13 protein-coding genes and 2 pseudogenes are annotated in these 13,987 nt (G+C 59.6%); 11 read left to right on the top strand and 4 right to left on the bottom strand.

The genetic code is table 11. From position 1 onward, the window contains the following. Positions 1-2 precede the first annotated feature (2 nt). A complete protein-coding gene (locus JWS10_RS01295; RefSeq protein WP_299504027.1) occupies positions 3-266 on the top strand; it encodes a MocE family 2Fe-2S type ferredoxin in 264 nt (87 codons plus the stop codon). A gap of 18 nt (positions 267-284) precedes the next feature. On the opposite strand, the pseudogene JWS10_RS01290 reads toward JWS10_RS01295, so the two are convergent. Next, positions 285-469, bottom strand: a pseudogene (locus tag JWS10_RS01290) (D-xylose ABC transporter substrate-binding protein); the annotation flags it as partial. Between the two features lie 262 nt (positions 470-731). Here JWS10_RS01290 and JWS10_RS01285 point away from each other — a divergent pair. After that, on the top strand, positions 732-1,604 hold the full coding sequence (locus JWS10_RS01285; protein ID WP_299504025.1) for a MurR/RpiR family transcriptional regulator: 873 nt from the start codon (positions 732-734) through the stop codon (positions 1,602-1,604). Between the two features lie 17 nt (positions 1,605-1,621). Here JWS10_RS01285 and JWS10_RS01280 read toward each other — a convergent pair whose 3' ends face one another. The 3 genes from JWS10_RS01280 to iolD are packed head-to-tail and all read right to left on the bottom strand — an operon-like array spanning position 1,622 to position 5,222. Beyond that, positions 1,622-2,425 carry an SDR family oxidoreductase gene (locus JWS10_RS01280; RefSeq protein WP_299504023.1) on the bottom strand — a complete coding sequence of 268 codons (804 nt, stop codon included), beginning with the start codon at positions 2,423-2,425 and terminating at the stop codon, positions 1,622-1,624. Continuing rightward, on the bottom strand, positions 2,422-3,315 hold the full coding sequence (gene iolE, locus JWS10_RS01275) for a myo-inosose-2 dehydratase (protein ID WP_299504022.1): 894 nt from the start codon (positions 3,313-3,315) through the stop codon (positions 2,422-2,424). Before iolE ends, JWS10_RS01280 begins: the two co-directional genes overlap by 4 nt. A 20-nt stretch (positions 3,316-3,335) precedes the next feature. Further along, positions 3,336-5,222, bottom strand: coding sequence for a 3D-(3,5/4)-trihydroxycyclohexane-1,2-dione acylhydrolase (decyclizing) (gene iolD / locus JWS10_RS01270; RefSeq protein ID WP_299504021.1), 1,887 nt, complete (start codon positions 5,220-5,222; stop codon positions 3,336-3,338). A 121-nt stretch (positions 5,223-5,343) separates the two neighbouring features. Here iolD and iolG point away from each other — a divergent pair, with 121 nt between their 5' ends. The 9 genes and pseudogenes from iolG to JWS10_RS01225 form a co-directional block, all read left to right on the top strand. After that, positions 5,344-6,351: an inositol 2-dehydrogenase gene (gene iolG, locus JWS10_RS01265; RefSeq protein WP_299504020.1), complete on the top strand. Its 1,008-nt coding sequence runs from the start codon at positions 5,344-5,346 to the stop codon at positions 6,349-6,351. 1 nt (position 6,352) lies between these two features. Beyond that, positions 6,353-7,792, top strand: coding sequence for an NAD-dependent succinate-semialdehyde dehydrogenase (locus tag JWS10_RS01260; RefSeq protein ID WP_299504019.1), 1,440 nt, complete (start codon positions 6,353-6,355; stop codon positions 7,790-7,792). Beyond that, positions 7,789-8,598: an aldolase/citrate lyase family protein gene (locus tag JWS10_RS01255; RefSeq protein WP_299504018.1), complete on the top strand. Its 810-nt coding sequence runs from the start codon at positions 7,789-7,791 to the stop codon at positions 8,596-8,598. Before JWS10_RS01260 ends, JWS10_RS01255 begins: the two co-directional genes overlap by 4 nt. After that, positions 8,598-9,557, top strand: coding sequence for a hydroxyacid dehydrogenase (locus JWS10_RS01250; RefSeq protein WP_299504016.1), 960 nt, complete (start codon positions 8,598-8,600; stop codon positions 9,555-9,557). Before JWS10_RS01255 ends, JWS10_RS01250 begins: the two co-directional genes overlap by 1 nt. Then, positions 9,554-10,672 carry a Gfo/Idh/MocA family oxidoreductase gene (locus JWS10_RS01245; protein WP_299504014.1) on the top strand — a complete coding sequence of 373 codons (1,119 nt, stop codon included), beginning with the start codon at positions 9,554-9,556 and terminating at the stop codon, positions 10,670-10,672. The genes JWS10_RS01250 and JWS10_RS01245 overlap by 4 nt, the downstream gene beginning before the upstream one ends. Beyond that, positions 10,669-11,643 (top strand): Gfo/Idh/MocA family oxidoreductase, encoded by a 975-nt coding sequence (locus JWS10_RS01240; protein ID WP_299504012.1) that lies wholly within the window; start codon positions 10,669-10,671, stop codon positions 11,641-11,643. The genes JWS10_RS01245 and JWS10_RS01240 overlap by 4 nt, the downstream gene beginning before the upstream one ends. Before the next feature lie 14 nt (positions 11,644-11,657). Continuing rightward, positions 11,658-12,728 (top strand): Gfo/Idh/MocA family oxidoreductase, encoded by a 1,071-nt coding sequence (locus JWS10_RS01235; protein ID WP_299504010.1) that lies wholly within the window; start codon positions 11,658-11,660, stop codon positions 12,726-12,728. A gap of 17 nt (positions 12,729-12,745) precedes the next feature. Next, on the top strand, positions 12,746-13,564 hold the full coding sequence (locus JWS10_RS01230; protein ID WP_299504008.1) for a TIM barrel protein: 819 nt from the start codon (positions 12,746-12,748) through the stop codon (positions 13,562-13,564). Positions 13,565-13,616: 52 nt separating this feature from the next. Beyond that, positions 13,617-13,987, top strand: a pseudogene (locus JWS10_RS01225) (phytanoyl-CoA dioxygenase); the annotation flags it as partial.

Raw genomic sequence — 13,987 nt, 5'->3', positions numbered from 1 at the left:
ATCTGATCCGCTTCGATCATGCAGGGGCAACCTACGCGATTTACCACTCGCCGGATGGCCAGTTCTTTGCCACCGCAGGCAAATGCACCCACGAGGATGTGCATTTGTCAGACGGCTTGGTGATGGATTATGTGATCGAATGCCCGAAGCACAACGGCCAGTTTGACTATCGCACTGGCGAGGCAAAACGCGCCCCGGTGTGTATCAACTTAAAAACCTATCCGGTGAAGATTGAGGGCGCGCGCGTACTCATTCAGGTGGCGTAGGGGTCCTTGGTGGGCCCCGATCAGGCCTTCAATGTCGGCAAGCTGTTTGGTCGCTGAGGTCTGAGCATCCGCGCATCCGCCGAAGATAGGTGGCACCAGCCGCATCCAGCGCGCCCTTGATTGCGGCCTCATCCGTCTTCCAGCGTTCGTCACGGAATTTCGACCAGCTGACGCAGACCCTTCATGTCCGCCGCTTGAACCATCGAGGCTGCGCAGGCCAGAACTGTGCTGGCCAGTAAAGCGTTTTTTCATTGGTATCCTCCCACAGATGAACCGGACTCCTCAAACCAGTTTGGCTCGTCACCATTGCAGTGCACTTCATTGTTGCAACACTTGCGGTCAACGATTCATTACTGACGGATATCATCGTTCCGTGCAGTTTTTTTTCGACCGCAGCAATGATTGCGATTGCGACTTGCGGGCAGTGGCATCAAGGTTCCCAAAAACCACGAAACGGAACTGACAATGACCGAGGCTTTCCCGCCGCAAAGCTATGAAGATTTGATCCGCGTTATCCATGATCGCTATGATCGAATGAGCAAGACTTATCAAAAAATCGCGGTTTATCTTACTCAAAATCCGAATGACGTGGCGGTGATGTCGGTAAATGCGATTGGCGAGAAGACTGCCATTCACGCGTCAAGTTATGTGCGGTATGCACAATCTTTGGGCTTTCGTGGGTTCAAAGAAATGCAGGCGGTGTTTCAGCGGCGGCTGACCACGCCTGCGCCCGGATTTGATGCTCGGGTCAAGGCGCTGGAAAATGAGCTTGGCGCCAAGGAAGACCGCAGCGATCTGGGTTTTCTGCGCGATCTTGTGGTGCGGGATATCTCATCGTTGCAAGACCTGTTGGCCAACAGCTCTGCCGAGCAAATTTCTGCCGCAGCGAACTTGATGGAGGCCGCTGATACGATCTACATCTTGGGCCAGTTGCGCTCGGCCCCGGTGGCTGAATTGTTGCGCTACATGCTGACAATGTTGGGCAAGCGAACGGTGTTGTTGGATGCGACCGGCGGGCTTTCAACGCATATGGCCAAGACGATTGGCTCAAAAGATATGCTGTTTGCGATCAGCTTTCGGTTTTATGCCAACGAAGTGGTGAATATCGTCGATGAAGTGGCAGCGCGCGGGGTGCCGGTGGTGGCGATTTCGGACAGCACGCTCTCGCCAATCGCTAAATCGGCCCGAGTGCTATTTGCCATTCCCGAGCATGAATATACCTTCTCACGCAGTCTGGCCGCTCCTATGTGTCTGGCCCAAGCTTTGACGGTGGCCTTGGCCGCACGATTGCAAAAGGATCGTGCAAGCCCGCGGATTCCGGTGGTGACAGGGCCGTAGACCGACCCCGTCTCAGCTCAGGCCAGCCGCATTGGGCCGTCTGGCACGGGCATTCCGCCTGCGACCGCGCCCCACACTGATTGGTCGAAGTTCACGATGGCCCCGGTCATCAAGCCCGCATCGTCGGATACCAGAAAATTCACTGCTCGAGCGGCTTCATCAGGGTCAACCAATCGCCCAAACGGCAGCGCTGCTGCGGCCGCAGCTTCCCAGTTCGCCCCGGCCTCGGCCTCTTGCAAAGCGCGCTCGTTGTCTGATGCCATCCAGCCGACGTTCAACTGATTGACGCGGATACGGTTGCCCATAACCGAAAACGCGGTGTTGGCGGTCAGCGTCGTCAGCGCACCCTTGCTGGCGCAATAGGCGTTGATGAAGGGCTGTCCCGATAGTGCCGAGATCGAGCCGATGTTGCAAATCGCGCCCTGAATATCGCGGGCGATCATCAGCTTGATTGCCGCCTGCATCAGGAAATATGGCCCCCGCACATTGGTCGAAAACAGCGCATCGAAGGTCTCGGGCGTGGTATCGACAATGGTGCCCCGCGCCGTTGAGGCACCGGCATTCACCAACACGTCGACACGACCAAAGCGAGCATCCGCCTCGGCGATCATCCGTTGGCAATCTTCTACAGAAGCAAAATCCGCCTGAACGAAGATCGCGTCACACGGGAGTGCGGAGGCTACCGCTTGTCCCTTCTTGGCATTGCGCCCAGTGATGACAATGCCCGCAGCCCCCGCTGCGGCCAACCTGCGCGCGATGGCTGCTCCCAGTCCTTGAGTTGCTCCGGTTATAACGCAAACCTTCCCGTCCATCCGGTTCATGCGAGAACCTCGTACCCAGCCGCAGCCATAACGCGCAACAATTCTTTGTGGCCTTTTTGGGCCATGGCGAGCGGTGGGGAAACCTTCGGATCTTGCTCGGCTTCGACGACAAACCAACCCTCGTAACCATACCTAGCGCAGGCTTTGACGATGGCTTCGAAGTCGAGGCTACCGTCACCGGGAACGGTGAAGGCACCCTTCACCACGGCATCAAGAAAGGATTCCATACTGCGGTCCAGTGCGTTAATAACATCCATCCGCACATCTTTGGTATGCACATGAGTGATGCGTTTGTGGTGGTTATCGAGCACCCGCAAAACATCGCCGCCCGCAAAAGCCATGTGGCCCGCATCAAACAGCAACGGCACGGTGGAATGTTTCATGAATAGATCGAGTTCAGCTTCGGTTTCAATCGCCGCAGCCATGTGGTGGTGATAGGAAATCGGCATCCCATTCGCGGCGCACCAGTCGGCGAAATCGCTGATCTTGCGGCCATAAGCGGCGGTTTCGGCTTCGGTCAGCTTTGGCTTGGTGGATAGCGGTGCAGCTTTGACGCCTTGCACCGAACGAGCGGTCTCCCCGTAGACGATGCAGGGCGCACCAGCAGCTTTGAAGAAGGCGTGTTGGGCTGCGACGCGGTCTTTCTCAACCTCAAGATCGCCGTCGAGCAGCAGGCCCGAGAACCAACCGCCACACACCGAAATGCCGTATTTCTGCAGGATCGGTCCAAGTTCGGCCATATCCATCGGGAACCGTCGGCCCGTTTCCATGCCGGTAAAGCCCGCGACCGACGCTTGGCGCAGGCATTCTTCGAGGCTGACATCATCGGACAGTTCCGCTAGATCGTCATTCCACCACGCGATGGGGGCAATGCCCAGTTTCGCTTTCATCTCTCATACGATCCTTCTGTTTACACGCCGACGCGCTGCTTGGTGCGGATGGCAATCTGGCTTTCGCGGGCAGCGTTGACGCTGTCGCGGGTCGAAACTTCTGGGACACCTACATCCCAATCCGCATCCCCGGGCACCCAAGCATAGGCGTCCGAGGTGATGCTGATCACGGTGGTGCGATCATTGCCCTGCGCCCAGATCATCGCGTCTTCCAGATCGGCGAGGCTTTCGCAATTGCGGGCCAGCGCGCCCATCGACTCCGCATGTTTGACGAAATCCACATGCAGCGGGTTTTCTGCGTTTTGAATGCGGCAGTCTTTTAGCAGGTTGTTGAAGCCCGGCACGCCTTTGAACTGTTGCAACCGACTGATCACGGCATAACCGCCATTGTCGCAGACCACCACGATCATCTTATGGCCGGTCAGCACGGCGGAATAAATGTCGGAGTTCATCATCATATAGGTGCCATCGCCCAGCATGACGATGGGGGTGCCCCCAGATCCACCGGCACCGCCCTTAGCCATCGCGTGGCCCCATCCTGCGGCGATCTCATAGCCCATGCAGGAAAAGCCGAACTCACAATCAAAGGTGTTCGGGTCTTTGACGCGCCAGCCCTTGGTGATCTCGCCCGGAGTGCCGCCTGCCGCACCGATCAGCGTGTCGTTGGGCTGCGCGGTTTTGTTCAGGATGCCGATCACCTGCGCGTAGGTCGGGATTGGGCCGTTGGTCACCACCTGATGGCTGTCCAAAAGCGCGTTCCACTCGGCAAACAAGGCTTGAGCGTGCGGCAGATGAGAGGGTCCAGCGTGCCAGTCGCCCAGACCCGCGTCGAGTTCCGTCACCGTTTCCAGCGCATCCCCTACCACGGCAAGCGCGCGGTGCTTCACAGCATCAAACCGCGCTGCATTGATCGAGATAAACTGTGCCTCATGCGAAAACGCTGTCCACGAGCCGGTAGTGAAATCCTGCAATCTTGTGCCAATGGCGATGATCACATCGGCTTCTGCCGCCAAAGCGTTGGCGCTGGTGGAGCCGACAATCCCAATCGGGCCGGCGTGCACTGGGTTGAGATGTGTCATGCCGCCTTTGCCCGCGATAGTTTCCACCACAGGAATTCCACGCTTGAGCGCAAATGCGGCAACTGCATTCTCCGCCCCCGAATAGCGCACGCCGCCGCCCGCGATGATCAGCGGTGTCTTCGCGGTTTTCAGCAAAGCCACGGCGCGGGCCAAAGCGTCGCGATCTGCGCGCGGGCGGGGGATCGTCCAGAGCCGCTCTTCAAAGAACACCTCGGGATAATCGAACGCCACTTCTTGGGTATCCTGCGGCAAGCCGATAAAGGCCGGGCCGCAATCGGCAGGGTCCAACATCGCGGCGATTGCCTGCGGCAGCGAGGAAATAATCTGCGCCGGATGGGTGATGCGATCCCAGTAGCGGGTCACGGCTTTGAAAGCGTCGTTCACCGTCAGGGTCGGGTCGTTGAAGTTTTCGACTTGCTGCAGCACCGGATCCGGCAGACGGTTGGTAAAGGTGTCACCCGCGATCAGCAGAACTGGCAGTCGGTTGGCATGGGCCGTGCCCGCCGCCGTGATCATGTTTAGCGCCCCCGGCCCGATGGACGAGGTCGCTACCATAATTTGACGGCGCCGCTTAGCCTTGGCAAAGGCAATCGCCGCCAGCGCCATCGACTGCTCATTCTGCCCGCGCCATGTTGGAAGTTGGTCCTGCACCGCCTCCAGTGCCTCAGAGAGACAGGTCACATTGCCATGGCCAAAGATACCGAATACCCCGGCAAACAGCGGCACCCTTTGTCCGTCGATTTCAGTGAATTGGCTGCATAGATAGCGCACCAATGCCTGCGTCATTGTTAGCCGAATCGTCGACTGGCCTGTATGAGCACGGCCCATGTGATCTCCTCCCCAGAACTTTCGTCAACTTTAAACGATAGCATTACTTATTGACAATAGTATTTATCTGCAATGATAGTTGTCACATACTTTGATGACGACGGTTTCGGGAGGATTTTGGATGATACGTATTGCTGTGCTCGGTTGCGGGCGCATTGGTGCCATGCACGCCTACAATATTGCAGCGCATCCACGTGCAACGCTAACGGCAGTCTTCGACATCAACGCAGCGGTCGCAACAGAAGTTGCAGCTAAGACTGGTGCCAAAGTGCTCGACTCGGTTGCAGCCGTTCTGGCAGATGACGAAGTAGACGCCGTGCTAATTGCGACCTCGACCGATACACATGCCGACATTCTGGAAGCCTGCGTTGCCGTCGGCAAACCTGTCCTATGCGAAAAGCCGATTGACCTGAGCCTTGCTCGCGTCAACGCCTGTGCCGCGAAAATCGCTGGCAGCGCTGTGCCCATCCAACTTGGCTTTGTCCGTCGTTTTGATCCCGGCCACCGCGCGGTGCGCAAGGCTATTGAGGCAGGAGATCTGGGTGAGGTGCATCAGGTTACCATCACCTCGCGCGATCCCGGCCTTGCGCCAGAGGCATATCTCAAGGTTTCAGGCGGCATCTTCCGCGACATGACGATCCACGATTTCGACATGGCCCGCTATATGCTGGGTGAAGAGCCGGTCGAGGTTTTGGCCACCGCCTCGCGCCTTGTCGACCCTGCTTTGATGGAGCAGTTGGGGGACTATGACACTTTGGTCGTCACAATGAAAACCGCCAGCGGCAAGCAGGCGATCATAACCAACTCGCGCCGCGCGACCTATGGCTATGATCAGCGGGTCGAGGTTTTGGGCAGCAAGGGCATGGCGATCTCAGAGAACCGCCGCCCGCATGGCATGACGCTGCACAAAGCGGATTTCACTGAACAAGCAGAGCCGCTGTTGAACTTCTTCATCGAACGCTACAGCGAGGCATTCGATGCCGAGATCGACGCTTTCGTCGATGCGATTGAAACGGGAGTTGCCCCGGAAGTCGGCTTTGAAGATGGTCGCCTTGCGCTGGTTCTTGCAGAAGCCGCAATGAAGTCGGTGGCCGAGGGCCGTATGGTCCGCACCAGCGAGGTTGCCTGATATGTATGACAAGTTTGGGCTTTTCATCGACGGTCGTTGGACAGCGGCGCTTGATGGCAAAACCGCGCCGGTGTTCAGCCCAGTTTCAGAGCGCCCGTTGGGGCAGGTTCCTGTGGCCAGTGCGGCCGATACCGAAGCCGCGATTGCATCGGCGGCATCTGGATTTGCCAGTTGGCGCGCCAAATCCGCATTTGAGCGCGCTGACGGATTGCATGCCATTGCCGATGAGATGAAGCGCCGCACGGATGAAGCTGCCACCATGATCAGCATGGAAACTGGCAAGCCGATTGCGCAAGCTGGTCGCGAATGGGTGCTATCGATTGATCAGTTCCGCTGGTTTGCGGAAGAAGCGCGCCGCATTTACGGTCGCATTGTCGAATCCCGCGTGCCGGGTGGTCGGTTTGAGGTTCACCATGAACCTGTCGGCATCGCCGCAGCCTTCACCGCCTGGAATTTTCCTGCAGCCCTGATTGCACGCAAGGTCGCTCCCGCCCTTGCAGCGGGCTGTTCCACGATCGTCCGCCCCTCGTCTCAGACACCGGGCGTGGCGATGGTGATGGTTGACTGCTGCCGTGCCGGAACCCTACCGGCTGGCACAGTCAACCTGGTTATTGGGCCGACCGACGCAACCTATGCGCCGATCATGGCCTCCAACCTTGTACGCAAAGTGTCGCTGACCGGATCCACCCGTGTGGGTCAGCAGATGATCCGCGATGCGGCCGCCACGTTGAAGAAAGTGTCGATGGAGCTGGGCGGCAACGCGCCCCTGATCATCTATGAGGACGCCGATCTAGAGGCCGCCTTGAATGCGGCCGTGCCAACCAAATTCGCGAATGCGGGTCAGGTTTGTGTGACGGCGGATCGGTTCTACATCCACGAAAGCTTGCACGATGCCTTCGTTTCGGGCTTTGTTGACCGCACCAAGGCGATCAAATTGGGTGACGGGATCGACCCATCGGTGAGTATGGGACCGCTGATCAACGCAGGCCGTTTGGCAGAGATGGAAAAGATCGTCGCGGGTGCCGTGAAAGACGGTGCTACCTTGGCGCTTGGCGGCGCTCGGGCTGCGGGCTTTAACGCCGGACATTTCTTTGAGCCCACCGTTCTGACGGATTGCACCGATGGGATGGCGGTGATGGCGGAGGAAAACTTTGGCCCGATCGCAGCAATCACTCGCTTTGCCAGCGAAGATGAAGTTTTGGCCCGCGCCAATGCCTCTGATATGGGCCTGTCGGCCTATGCCTTCACCCAAAACCCCGCACGTGCGCGTCGCACCGTGTCAGTGCTGAAGGCGGGGATGGTCGGCATCAACTCGTTCGCGATGGCGGCGGCTGAGGCTCCGTTTGGCGGAACCAATCATTCCGGCATGGGCCGCGAAGGCGGCACCGAGGCGATCCGCGACTACCTTGATGTAAAATCCAGTCAAATGGTGTGGGCATGATTGCGAACAAACTCAAAGGCCTCTGGGCCGCAGGCAAGCCCACGATCAACGGCTGGTGTTCTATCGGCAACCCTTTCACCGCCGAGATCATGGCGGCGCAGGGGTTCGACAGCATCACCGTCGACATGCAGCACGGTGCTTTGGATTATTCCAACCTGCTGCCGATGTTTCAGGCGATGCGCGCGTCCGGTGCGGTTCTGATGGCGCGCGTGCCGTGGAATGAACATGGCATCATTATGAAGGCGCTGGACGCGGGCGCTTACGGCATCATCTGCCCGATGGTAAACTCCGCCGAAGAAGCGGCGCGCTTTGTCAGTTGCATGCGCTACCCCCCGCTCGGTCAACGCAGCTTTGGCCCCACCCGCGTATCCTTTGCGGCAGGGCCGAATTATGCGGGCGAAGCGAATGACAATATGCTGGCCTTTGCAATGATTGAAACCGCCGAAGGCATGGCCAACCTTGACGCCATTGCCGCCACCCCCGGCTTGGACGGCATCTATGTCGGCCCCGCTGATCTGACGCTCAGCCTTACCCAAGGTCGCCTCGCCCCCGGTTTTGACCGCGAAGAACCGGAGATGATCGAAGCGCTGCAAACCGTCGTCGCCGCCTGCAAAAAGTACAACATCCGCGCAGCACTGCATTGCGGCACGCCTGATTATGCCGCCCGGGCGATTGGCTGGGGCTTCAACATGACCACGGTGGGCGGTGACTCGCGCTTTCTGGCAGCCGCCGCTGCTGCTGCCGTCGCGGGCTTTCGCAAGCTGACCGAAACCGCAGGCGACGCCGCCACCAAGGGGGCTTACTGATGCCCCACATCCTGATTGCGGGAAAACTTCACCCCGCTGGCCTTGCCCTGTTGGAGGCAGCCCAAGGCGTCAGCTTCACGCATGTCGAGGAGATTTCCGAAGCCTCGTTTCAGCCCTATCTGGAACAGTCCGACGCCATGGTGATCCGCACCCAGCCGATGGGGGGCGCCAGCATCGCCAAGGCGGCCAAGCTGCAAATCGTCTCGCGGCACGGCGTAGGCTATGATGCGGTCGATCTCGCCGCATTGAACGCCCGCAACATTCCGCTGTGTATCGTCGGCGATGTGAACTCGGTTTCCGTGGCCGAACATTCGATGCTGATGATTTTGGCCTGCGCCAAGCAGATCATCCGCTCAGACGCCGCCGTGCGCGTAGGCCCATGGGGTTGGCGCAATCAGCTTGAGCAGGGCGAGGTGTCCGGCAAACATCTTCTGATCATCGGCTACGGCCGGATCGGGCGGCATCTGGCGCAGATGGCGTCTGGCTTTGGCATGCAAATTGCCGCCCATGACCCATATTTGGCCAAGAACGGCTGGCCTGCGGGCAATGTCGCATCAGCCGCCAATCTGGCCGCAGGCTTGGCCCAGGCCGATTTTGTCTCGGTGCATGTTCCCAAAGCCGATACCCCAATTCTCGGTGCCGCCGAAATCGCGCAGATGAAACGCGGTGCGATTATCGTCAACACCGCGCGCGGCGGCATTGTCGATGAAGCAGCCCTCGCCGAAGCTCTGCGCACAGGGCACATCGCAGCCGCAGGTCTGGACGTGTTTGATACCGAACCGCCCAGCCCCGACCATCCGCTGTTGGCCTTTGACCAGGTTATCCTGACCCCACACACCGCTGGCCTGACGCGAGAGGCCGCCGAGCGCATGGCGATAGCCTCGGTGCAGAACGTGCTGGACCATTTCGCCGGGCAGCTAGACCCGGCTCTGATCGTGAACAAGGACGCCTTGCTATGATGAAACCAAAACTCCGCATCGGCCTGATCGGCACTGGCTTTATGGGCAAGGCCCATGTGTTCGGCTTTACCTCTGCCCCGCGGGTGTTCGAGTTGCCGTTCGATCTGGAACTGCACACCGTCGCCGATATCACCGACGCCGCCGCCGCGCGGGCCGCGCAAACGCTTGGTTTTGCCCATGCCACCAGCGATTGGCGTAGCATCATGGCAAACCCCGAGATTGATCTGGTGTCGATCACTGCGCCCAACGCGCTGCACAAGGAAATGTCGTTGGCGGCAATTGCAGCAGGCAAGCATGTCTATTGCGAGAAACCCCTTGCACCACTGGCAGCAGATGCCTTGGAGATGACCCTCGCGGCCGAGGCTGCCGGCGTAAAAACCCAAGTCGGCTTCAACTACCTGTGCAACCCGATGCTGGCCCTCGCGCGTGAGATGATTGCCGCGGGAGAGCTTGGCGAAATTCGAGGCTATCGCGGCCTGCACGCCGAAGACTACATGGCCGATCCTGCGGGCAACTACACCTTCCGCCATGATCCCGCGGGCGGCGGCGCATTGGCCGATATCGGGTCACATGCCCTTGCTACCGCCGAGTTTCTCTGCGGCCCGATCACCCGCGTCATGGGCGATTGCGTCACAATGATCGCCGAGCGCCCTGACGGCAAAGGCGGTCGCAAGCCTGTGCTGGTCGATGACATTGGCCGCGCGTTCCTGCGCTTTGACAATGGCGCGACTGGCAGCATAGAGGGCAACTGGATCGCCACGGGCCGCAAGATGCAGCATGATTTTGAAGTGTACGGCACCAAAGGCGCGCTGGCGTTCAGCCAAGAGCATTTCAACGTGCTCAATTACTTCTCAACCTCTGACGCCAAAGGCCGCCAAGGCTTCCGCCGAATTGAGGCTGGCCCCGACCACGCCCCCTACGGGTTGTTCTGCGTCGCCGCAGGCCACCAGATCGGCTTCAACGATCTCAAAGCCATCGAGGTTGCAGGCTATATCAACGCCATCGCAGGTAACGCGCCAGAACCCTTCAACTTCCGCGCCGGATTGCGCATTCAGACGCTGGTCGAGACTATCCAAAAATCCTCAGCTGCCCAAGCTTGGATGGATGTGAAATGAGCCTCGCCGTCGGCGTCATCGGCACCGGAGTCATGGGCGCAGAACACGCGCGCTTGTTGCGCTGCGCCATCAGCGGCGCGCATCTGGCCGCCGTTTGCGATGCCGACGAAAGCCGCGCCACTGCGGCTGCGCAGGGCGCTGCGGTGTTCACCGATGCCCACGCTTTGATCGCATCCGACAAGGTGCAGGCGGTGGTTATCGCCTCACCCGACGCCACCCACGCCGATTACGCGCTGTCCTGTCTCGCTGCTGGCAAGCCAGTGCTGTGCGAAAAACCCATCGCGGCCACGGCTGCCGAAGGCTTGGCTATCGTTCAAGCCGAGGTGGCCTTAGGCCGCCAGCTTGTCACCGTTGGCTTCATGCGCCGCTTTGACCCCGCTTATAATGACATGCGGCGTGCTCGGATCGCAGGCAGCATCGGTGACGCCGTGCTGTTGCACAACGTCCATCGCAACGTCTCTGCCCCCGATTGGTTCACCGGCGCGATGGCTGTAACCAACTCCTTGGTGCATGAAATCGACATTTCCCGCTGGCTGCTGGACGCCGAAATGATCACCGCGCAAGTTATATCGGCTCCCGGTGGCGACCCGATGCTGGTGACGATGCAAACCGAGACGGGCGCAATCGTCTCGACCGAAGTCTATATGAACGCCGCCTACGGCTACCATGTCCACGCGCAACTGGTGGGGCGCAAAGGCACAGTCGAAATGGCCGCCCCGACGCGTATGCTGACCAACCTAGCGGCGGCGCAAAGCTTCACGTTTCCCGCCAACTGGGTGCCGCGCTTTACCGAAGCTTACTGTCTGCAAATGCAGGCATGGGTTGATGCCAGCAAGATCGGCACCACCACGGGCGCCAGCGCTTGGGATGGCTTTGTCACCACCTCAATCGCCGAGCAAATCGTGCAAGGCATGGCCAGCGCCAACCCGATCCCGCTGTCGTTCCCGCAGCGCCCCGCGCTTTACGCCTGAACATGGACACGAAAATGATCAGATACGCAGTCGTCGGCGCGGGTTGGATTTCCCAGGAAGCGTTTCTCCCCGGTGCTGCACAAAGCGGCAATTCCACCGTCGCCGCACTGGTGACTGGCGATCTGGAAAAGGGCGCAAAACTGGCTGCGTTTCACGGCATCGCGCAGGTAGTGGCCTACGCCGGTTACGACGCGCTGCTGGCTTCCGATGCGATTGACGCGGTCTATATTGCGCTGCCAAATTCAATGCACGCTGACTATGCCATCCGCGCGGCGCGGGCGGGCAAGCACATCATGGTCGAAAAGCCGCTCGCCACCTCCATTGCCGAAGCCGAGGCGATGATTGCCGCGGCGCGCGAAGCTGGCGTCTATCTGATGACCGCCTACCGGCTGCACAACGAACCAGGCACTTTGGCTGTGCTGGACCACGTCGCCAAGGGTCACATCGGCACGCCGCTGATTTATCAATCCATCTTCAGCTTCCAGATGGCTGCTGGCAATCACCGTCTGCAAGCCAGCCATTGGGGCGGCCCGCTGCAAGACGTCGGCGTCTATTGCATCAACGCCGCGCGTCATATCTTTGGCGAAGAGCCTATCGAGGCGTCGGCCAGTCTGACGCAGCCCAAGGACGACACACGTTTTTCCGAGGTTGAGGCCACCATCGCCGCCACCCTGCGTTTCCCATCAGGTGGTCTTGCGCAATTCGTAGGCTCGTTCGGTGCAGGCGCAGTGGACAATTACCGCGTCGTCGGATCGCAGGGCGATCTGGAACTCGACCCCGGTTTCAAGTTCGAAGTGGCGATGAAACTACGCCTGCGCCGGGATGGGGTGACGACAGAAACCACCTTCCCCCAAATCGACCATTTTGGCGCACAAGTGACGTATTTTTCCGATTGCATCGCCCAAGGCACGCCGCCCGAAGCGGATGGAGCCGAAGGCCTCGCCGATATGCACATCCTGCTGGCCATCGAGGCCGCCGCCAAAACCGGGCAGCCGCAGCCGATCACGCTACCGCCCCGGCCTCGCCATCCGACGCCCGATATGGCGCGTCTGATCCCCATCACCACCCACCGGCTTTTGCTGTAACGCAGGTACGAAATCCCATGCCCATCACTTTCGCCCTGAACCGCACCTGCGCCCCGCATTTGCCATTGGCTGACTTTATCACTCTGGCCCAAACGGTCGGCGTGCACGCGGTTGAAATCCGCAATGACATTGAAGGCCATGAGTTCGCCAACGGCATGCCCGCCGCCGAGTTGAAGGCGCGTCTCGACGATGCAGGACTAAAATTGGCCTCGGTTAACGCGCTGCAACGCTTCAATGATTGGACCTCCGCACGCGCAGCCGAGGCTCAAACCCTCCTCAGCTACGCAGCAGCGCTTGGCGCGCCCGGCGTCGTGCTTTGCCCGGCGCAACTGCCCGGTGACGATGCACACCCTGACGCGCATCGCCGCCTCTGCGAAAGCCTGCGCGCCCTGCAACCGATGTTCGCGGACGTCGGTGTCAAGGGTTACGTTGAACCCTTGGGCATGACGCACTCATCGTTGAACCGTCAGGCGCAGGCCGTTGCCGCCGTCGATCAAATTGACGGCTGGACTGATTTCCAGATGTGCTACGACACCTTCCAACATTACCGCGCTTTCGACGACGCGCTTTTTCCAGAACACATCGGCTTGGTGCATATTTCTGGCATCGCGCGCGCTGATCTTGCCCCGTCGGAACTCACTGAGCCCGACCGGGGCTTTGTGTTTCTGGGCGACCGCGTCGGCAACATCGCAAGACTGCGTACGATGGTCGATGCCGATTACCAAGGTTATGTTTCCATGGAACCCTTCAGCCCTGAAACCCAGCATGACGCCAAAATCGCCGAACGCCTGCGCGCCAGTTTAGACTACGTTACCAGCGCTGCGCGGTTGGCGTGATGACAGCTATACCGCCTTTCAAACGCCACTGCCCTTCTAAGGAGAAGCCCGCATGACACGCCTTGCCAACACCATAAGCCTCGAAGAATTCCGCGCCGATGTTGAGCAGGAAACCCTGCTTTCCGATTACCCCGGTGCGATGAAGATCGACAAAAATATCCCGATTTACGACGCCCGCACGGTCACGCCTGCCATCGCCCCTGAATGGGCGCGCATCATCGGCGAGGGGCCGGGTGTGTTTGTGGTGAAGAACGCTTTCACCGACACCAGCGCCATTGATGCGGCCTCGGATGTCTTCCGCGCCATCATTGCCGATGAACGTGCGGCGGGCACAGCGGCGGGCGATCACTTTGCCAAGGCTGGCGCGAATGACCGCATCTGGAACAGCCTGCAAAAGCTGTGCCTGCGCGCGCCTGATGTCTA

It is taken from the genome of Cypionkella sp. (assembly GCF_028290025.1).
Lineage (GTDB): Bacteria > Pseudomonadota > Alphaproteobacteria > Rhodobacterales > Rhodobacteraceae > Cypionkella.
Note: the sequence above shows the minus strand (reverse complement) of the source record. Positions and strands in the feature narration are given on the sequence as shown.

Excerpts from the sequence above, each read along its gene's own strand:
- iolG (WP_299504020.1), top strand. The coding sequence starts at position 5,344 with ATGATACGTATTGCTGTGCTCGGTTGCGGGCGCATTGGTGCCATGCAC.
- JWS10_RS01255 (WP_299504018.1), top strand. The coding sequence starts at position 7,789 with ATGATTGCGAACAAACTCAAAGGCCTCTGGGCCGCAGGCAAGCCCACG.
- JWS10_RS01260 (WP_299504019.1), top strand. The coding sequence starts at position 6,353 with ATGTATGACAAGTTTGGGCTTTTCATCGACGGTCGTTGGACAGCGGCG.
- iolD (WP_299504021.1), bottom strand. The coding sequence starts at position 5,222 with ATGGGCCGTGCTCATACAGGCCAGTCGACGATTCGGCTAACAATGACG.
- JWS10_RS01250 (WP_299504016.1), top strand. The coding sequence starts at position 8,598 with ATGCCCCACATCCTGATTGCGGGAAAACTTCACCCCGCTGGCCTTGCC.
- iolE (WP_299504022.1), bottom strand. The coding sequence starts at position 3,315 with ATGAAAGCGAAACTGGGCATTGCCCCCATCGCGTGGTGGAATGACGAT.
- JWS10_RS01230 (WP_299504008.1), top strand. The coding sequence starts at position 12,746 with ATGCCCATCACTTTCGCCCTGAACCGCACCTGCGCCCCGCATTTGCCA.
- JWS10_RS01240 (WP_299504012.1), top strand. The coding sequence starts at position 10,669 with ATGAGCCTCGCCGTCGGCGTCATCGGCACCGGAGTCATGGGCGCAGAA.
- JWS10_RS01280 (WP_299504023.1), bottom strand. The coding sequence starts at position 2,425 with ATGAACCGGATGGACGGGAAGGTTTGCGTTATAACCGGAGCAACTCAA.
- JWS10_RS01245 (WP_299504014.1), top strand. The coding sequence starts at position 9,554 with ATGATGAAACCAAAACTCCGCATCGGCCTGATCGGCACTGGCTTTATG.
- JWS10_RS01285 (WP_299504025.1), top strand. The coding sequence starts at position 732 with ATGACCGAGGCTTTCCCGCCGCAAAGCTATGAAGATTTGATCCGCGTT.
- JWS10_RS01235 (WP_299504010.1), top strand. The coding sequence starts at position 11,658 with ATGATCAGATACGCAGTCGTCGGCGCGGGTTGGATTTCCCAGGAAGCG.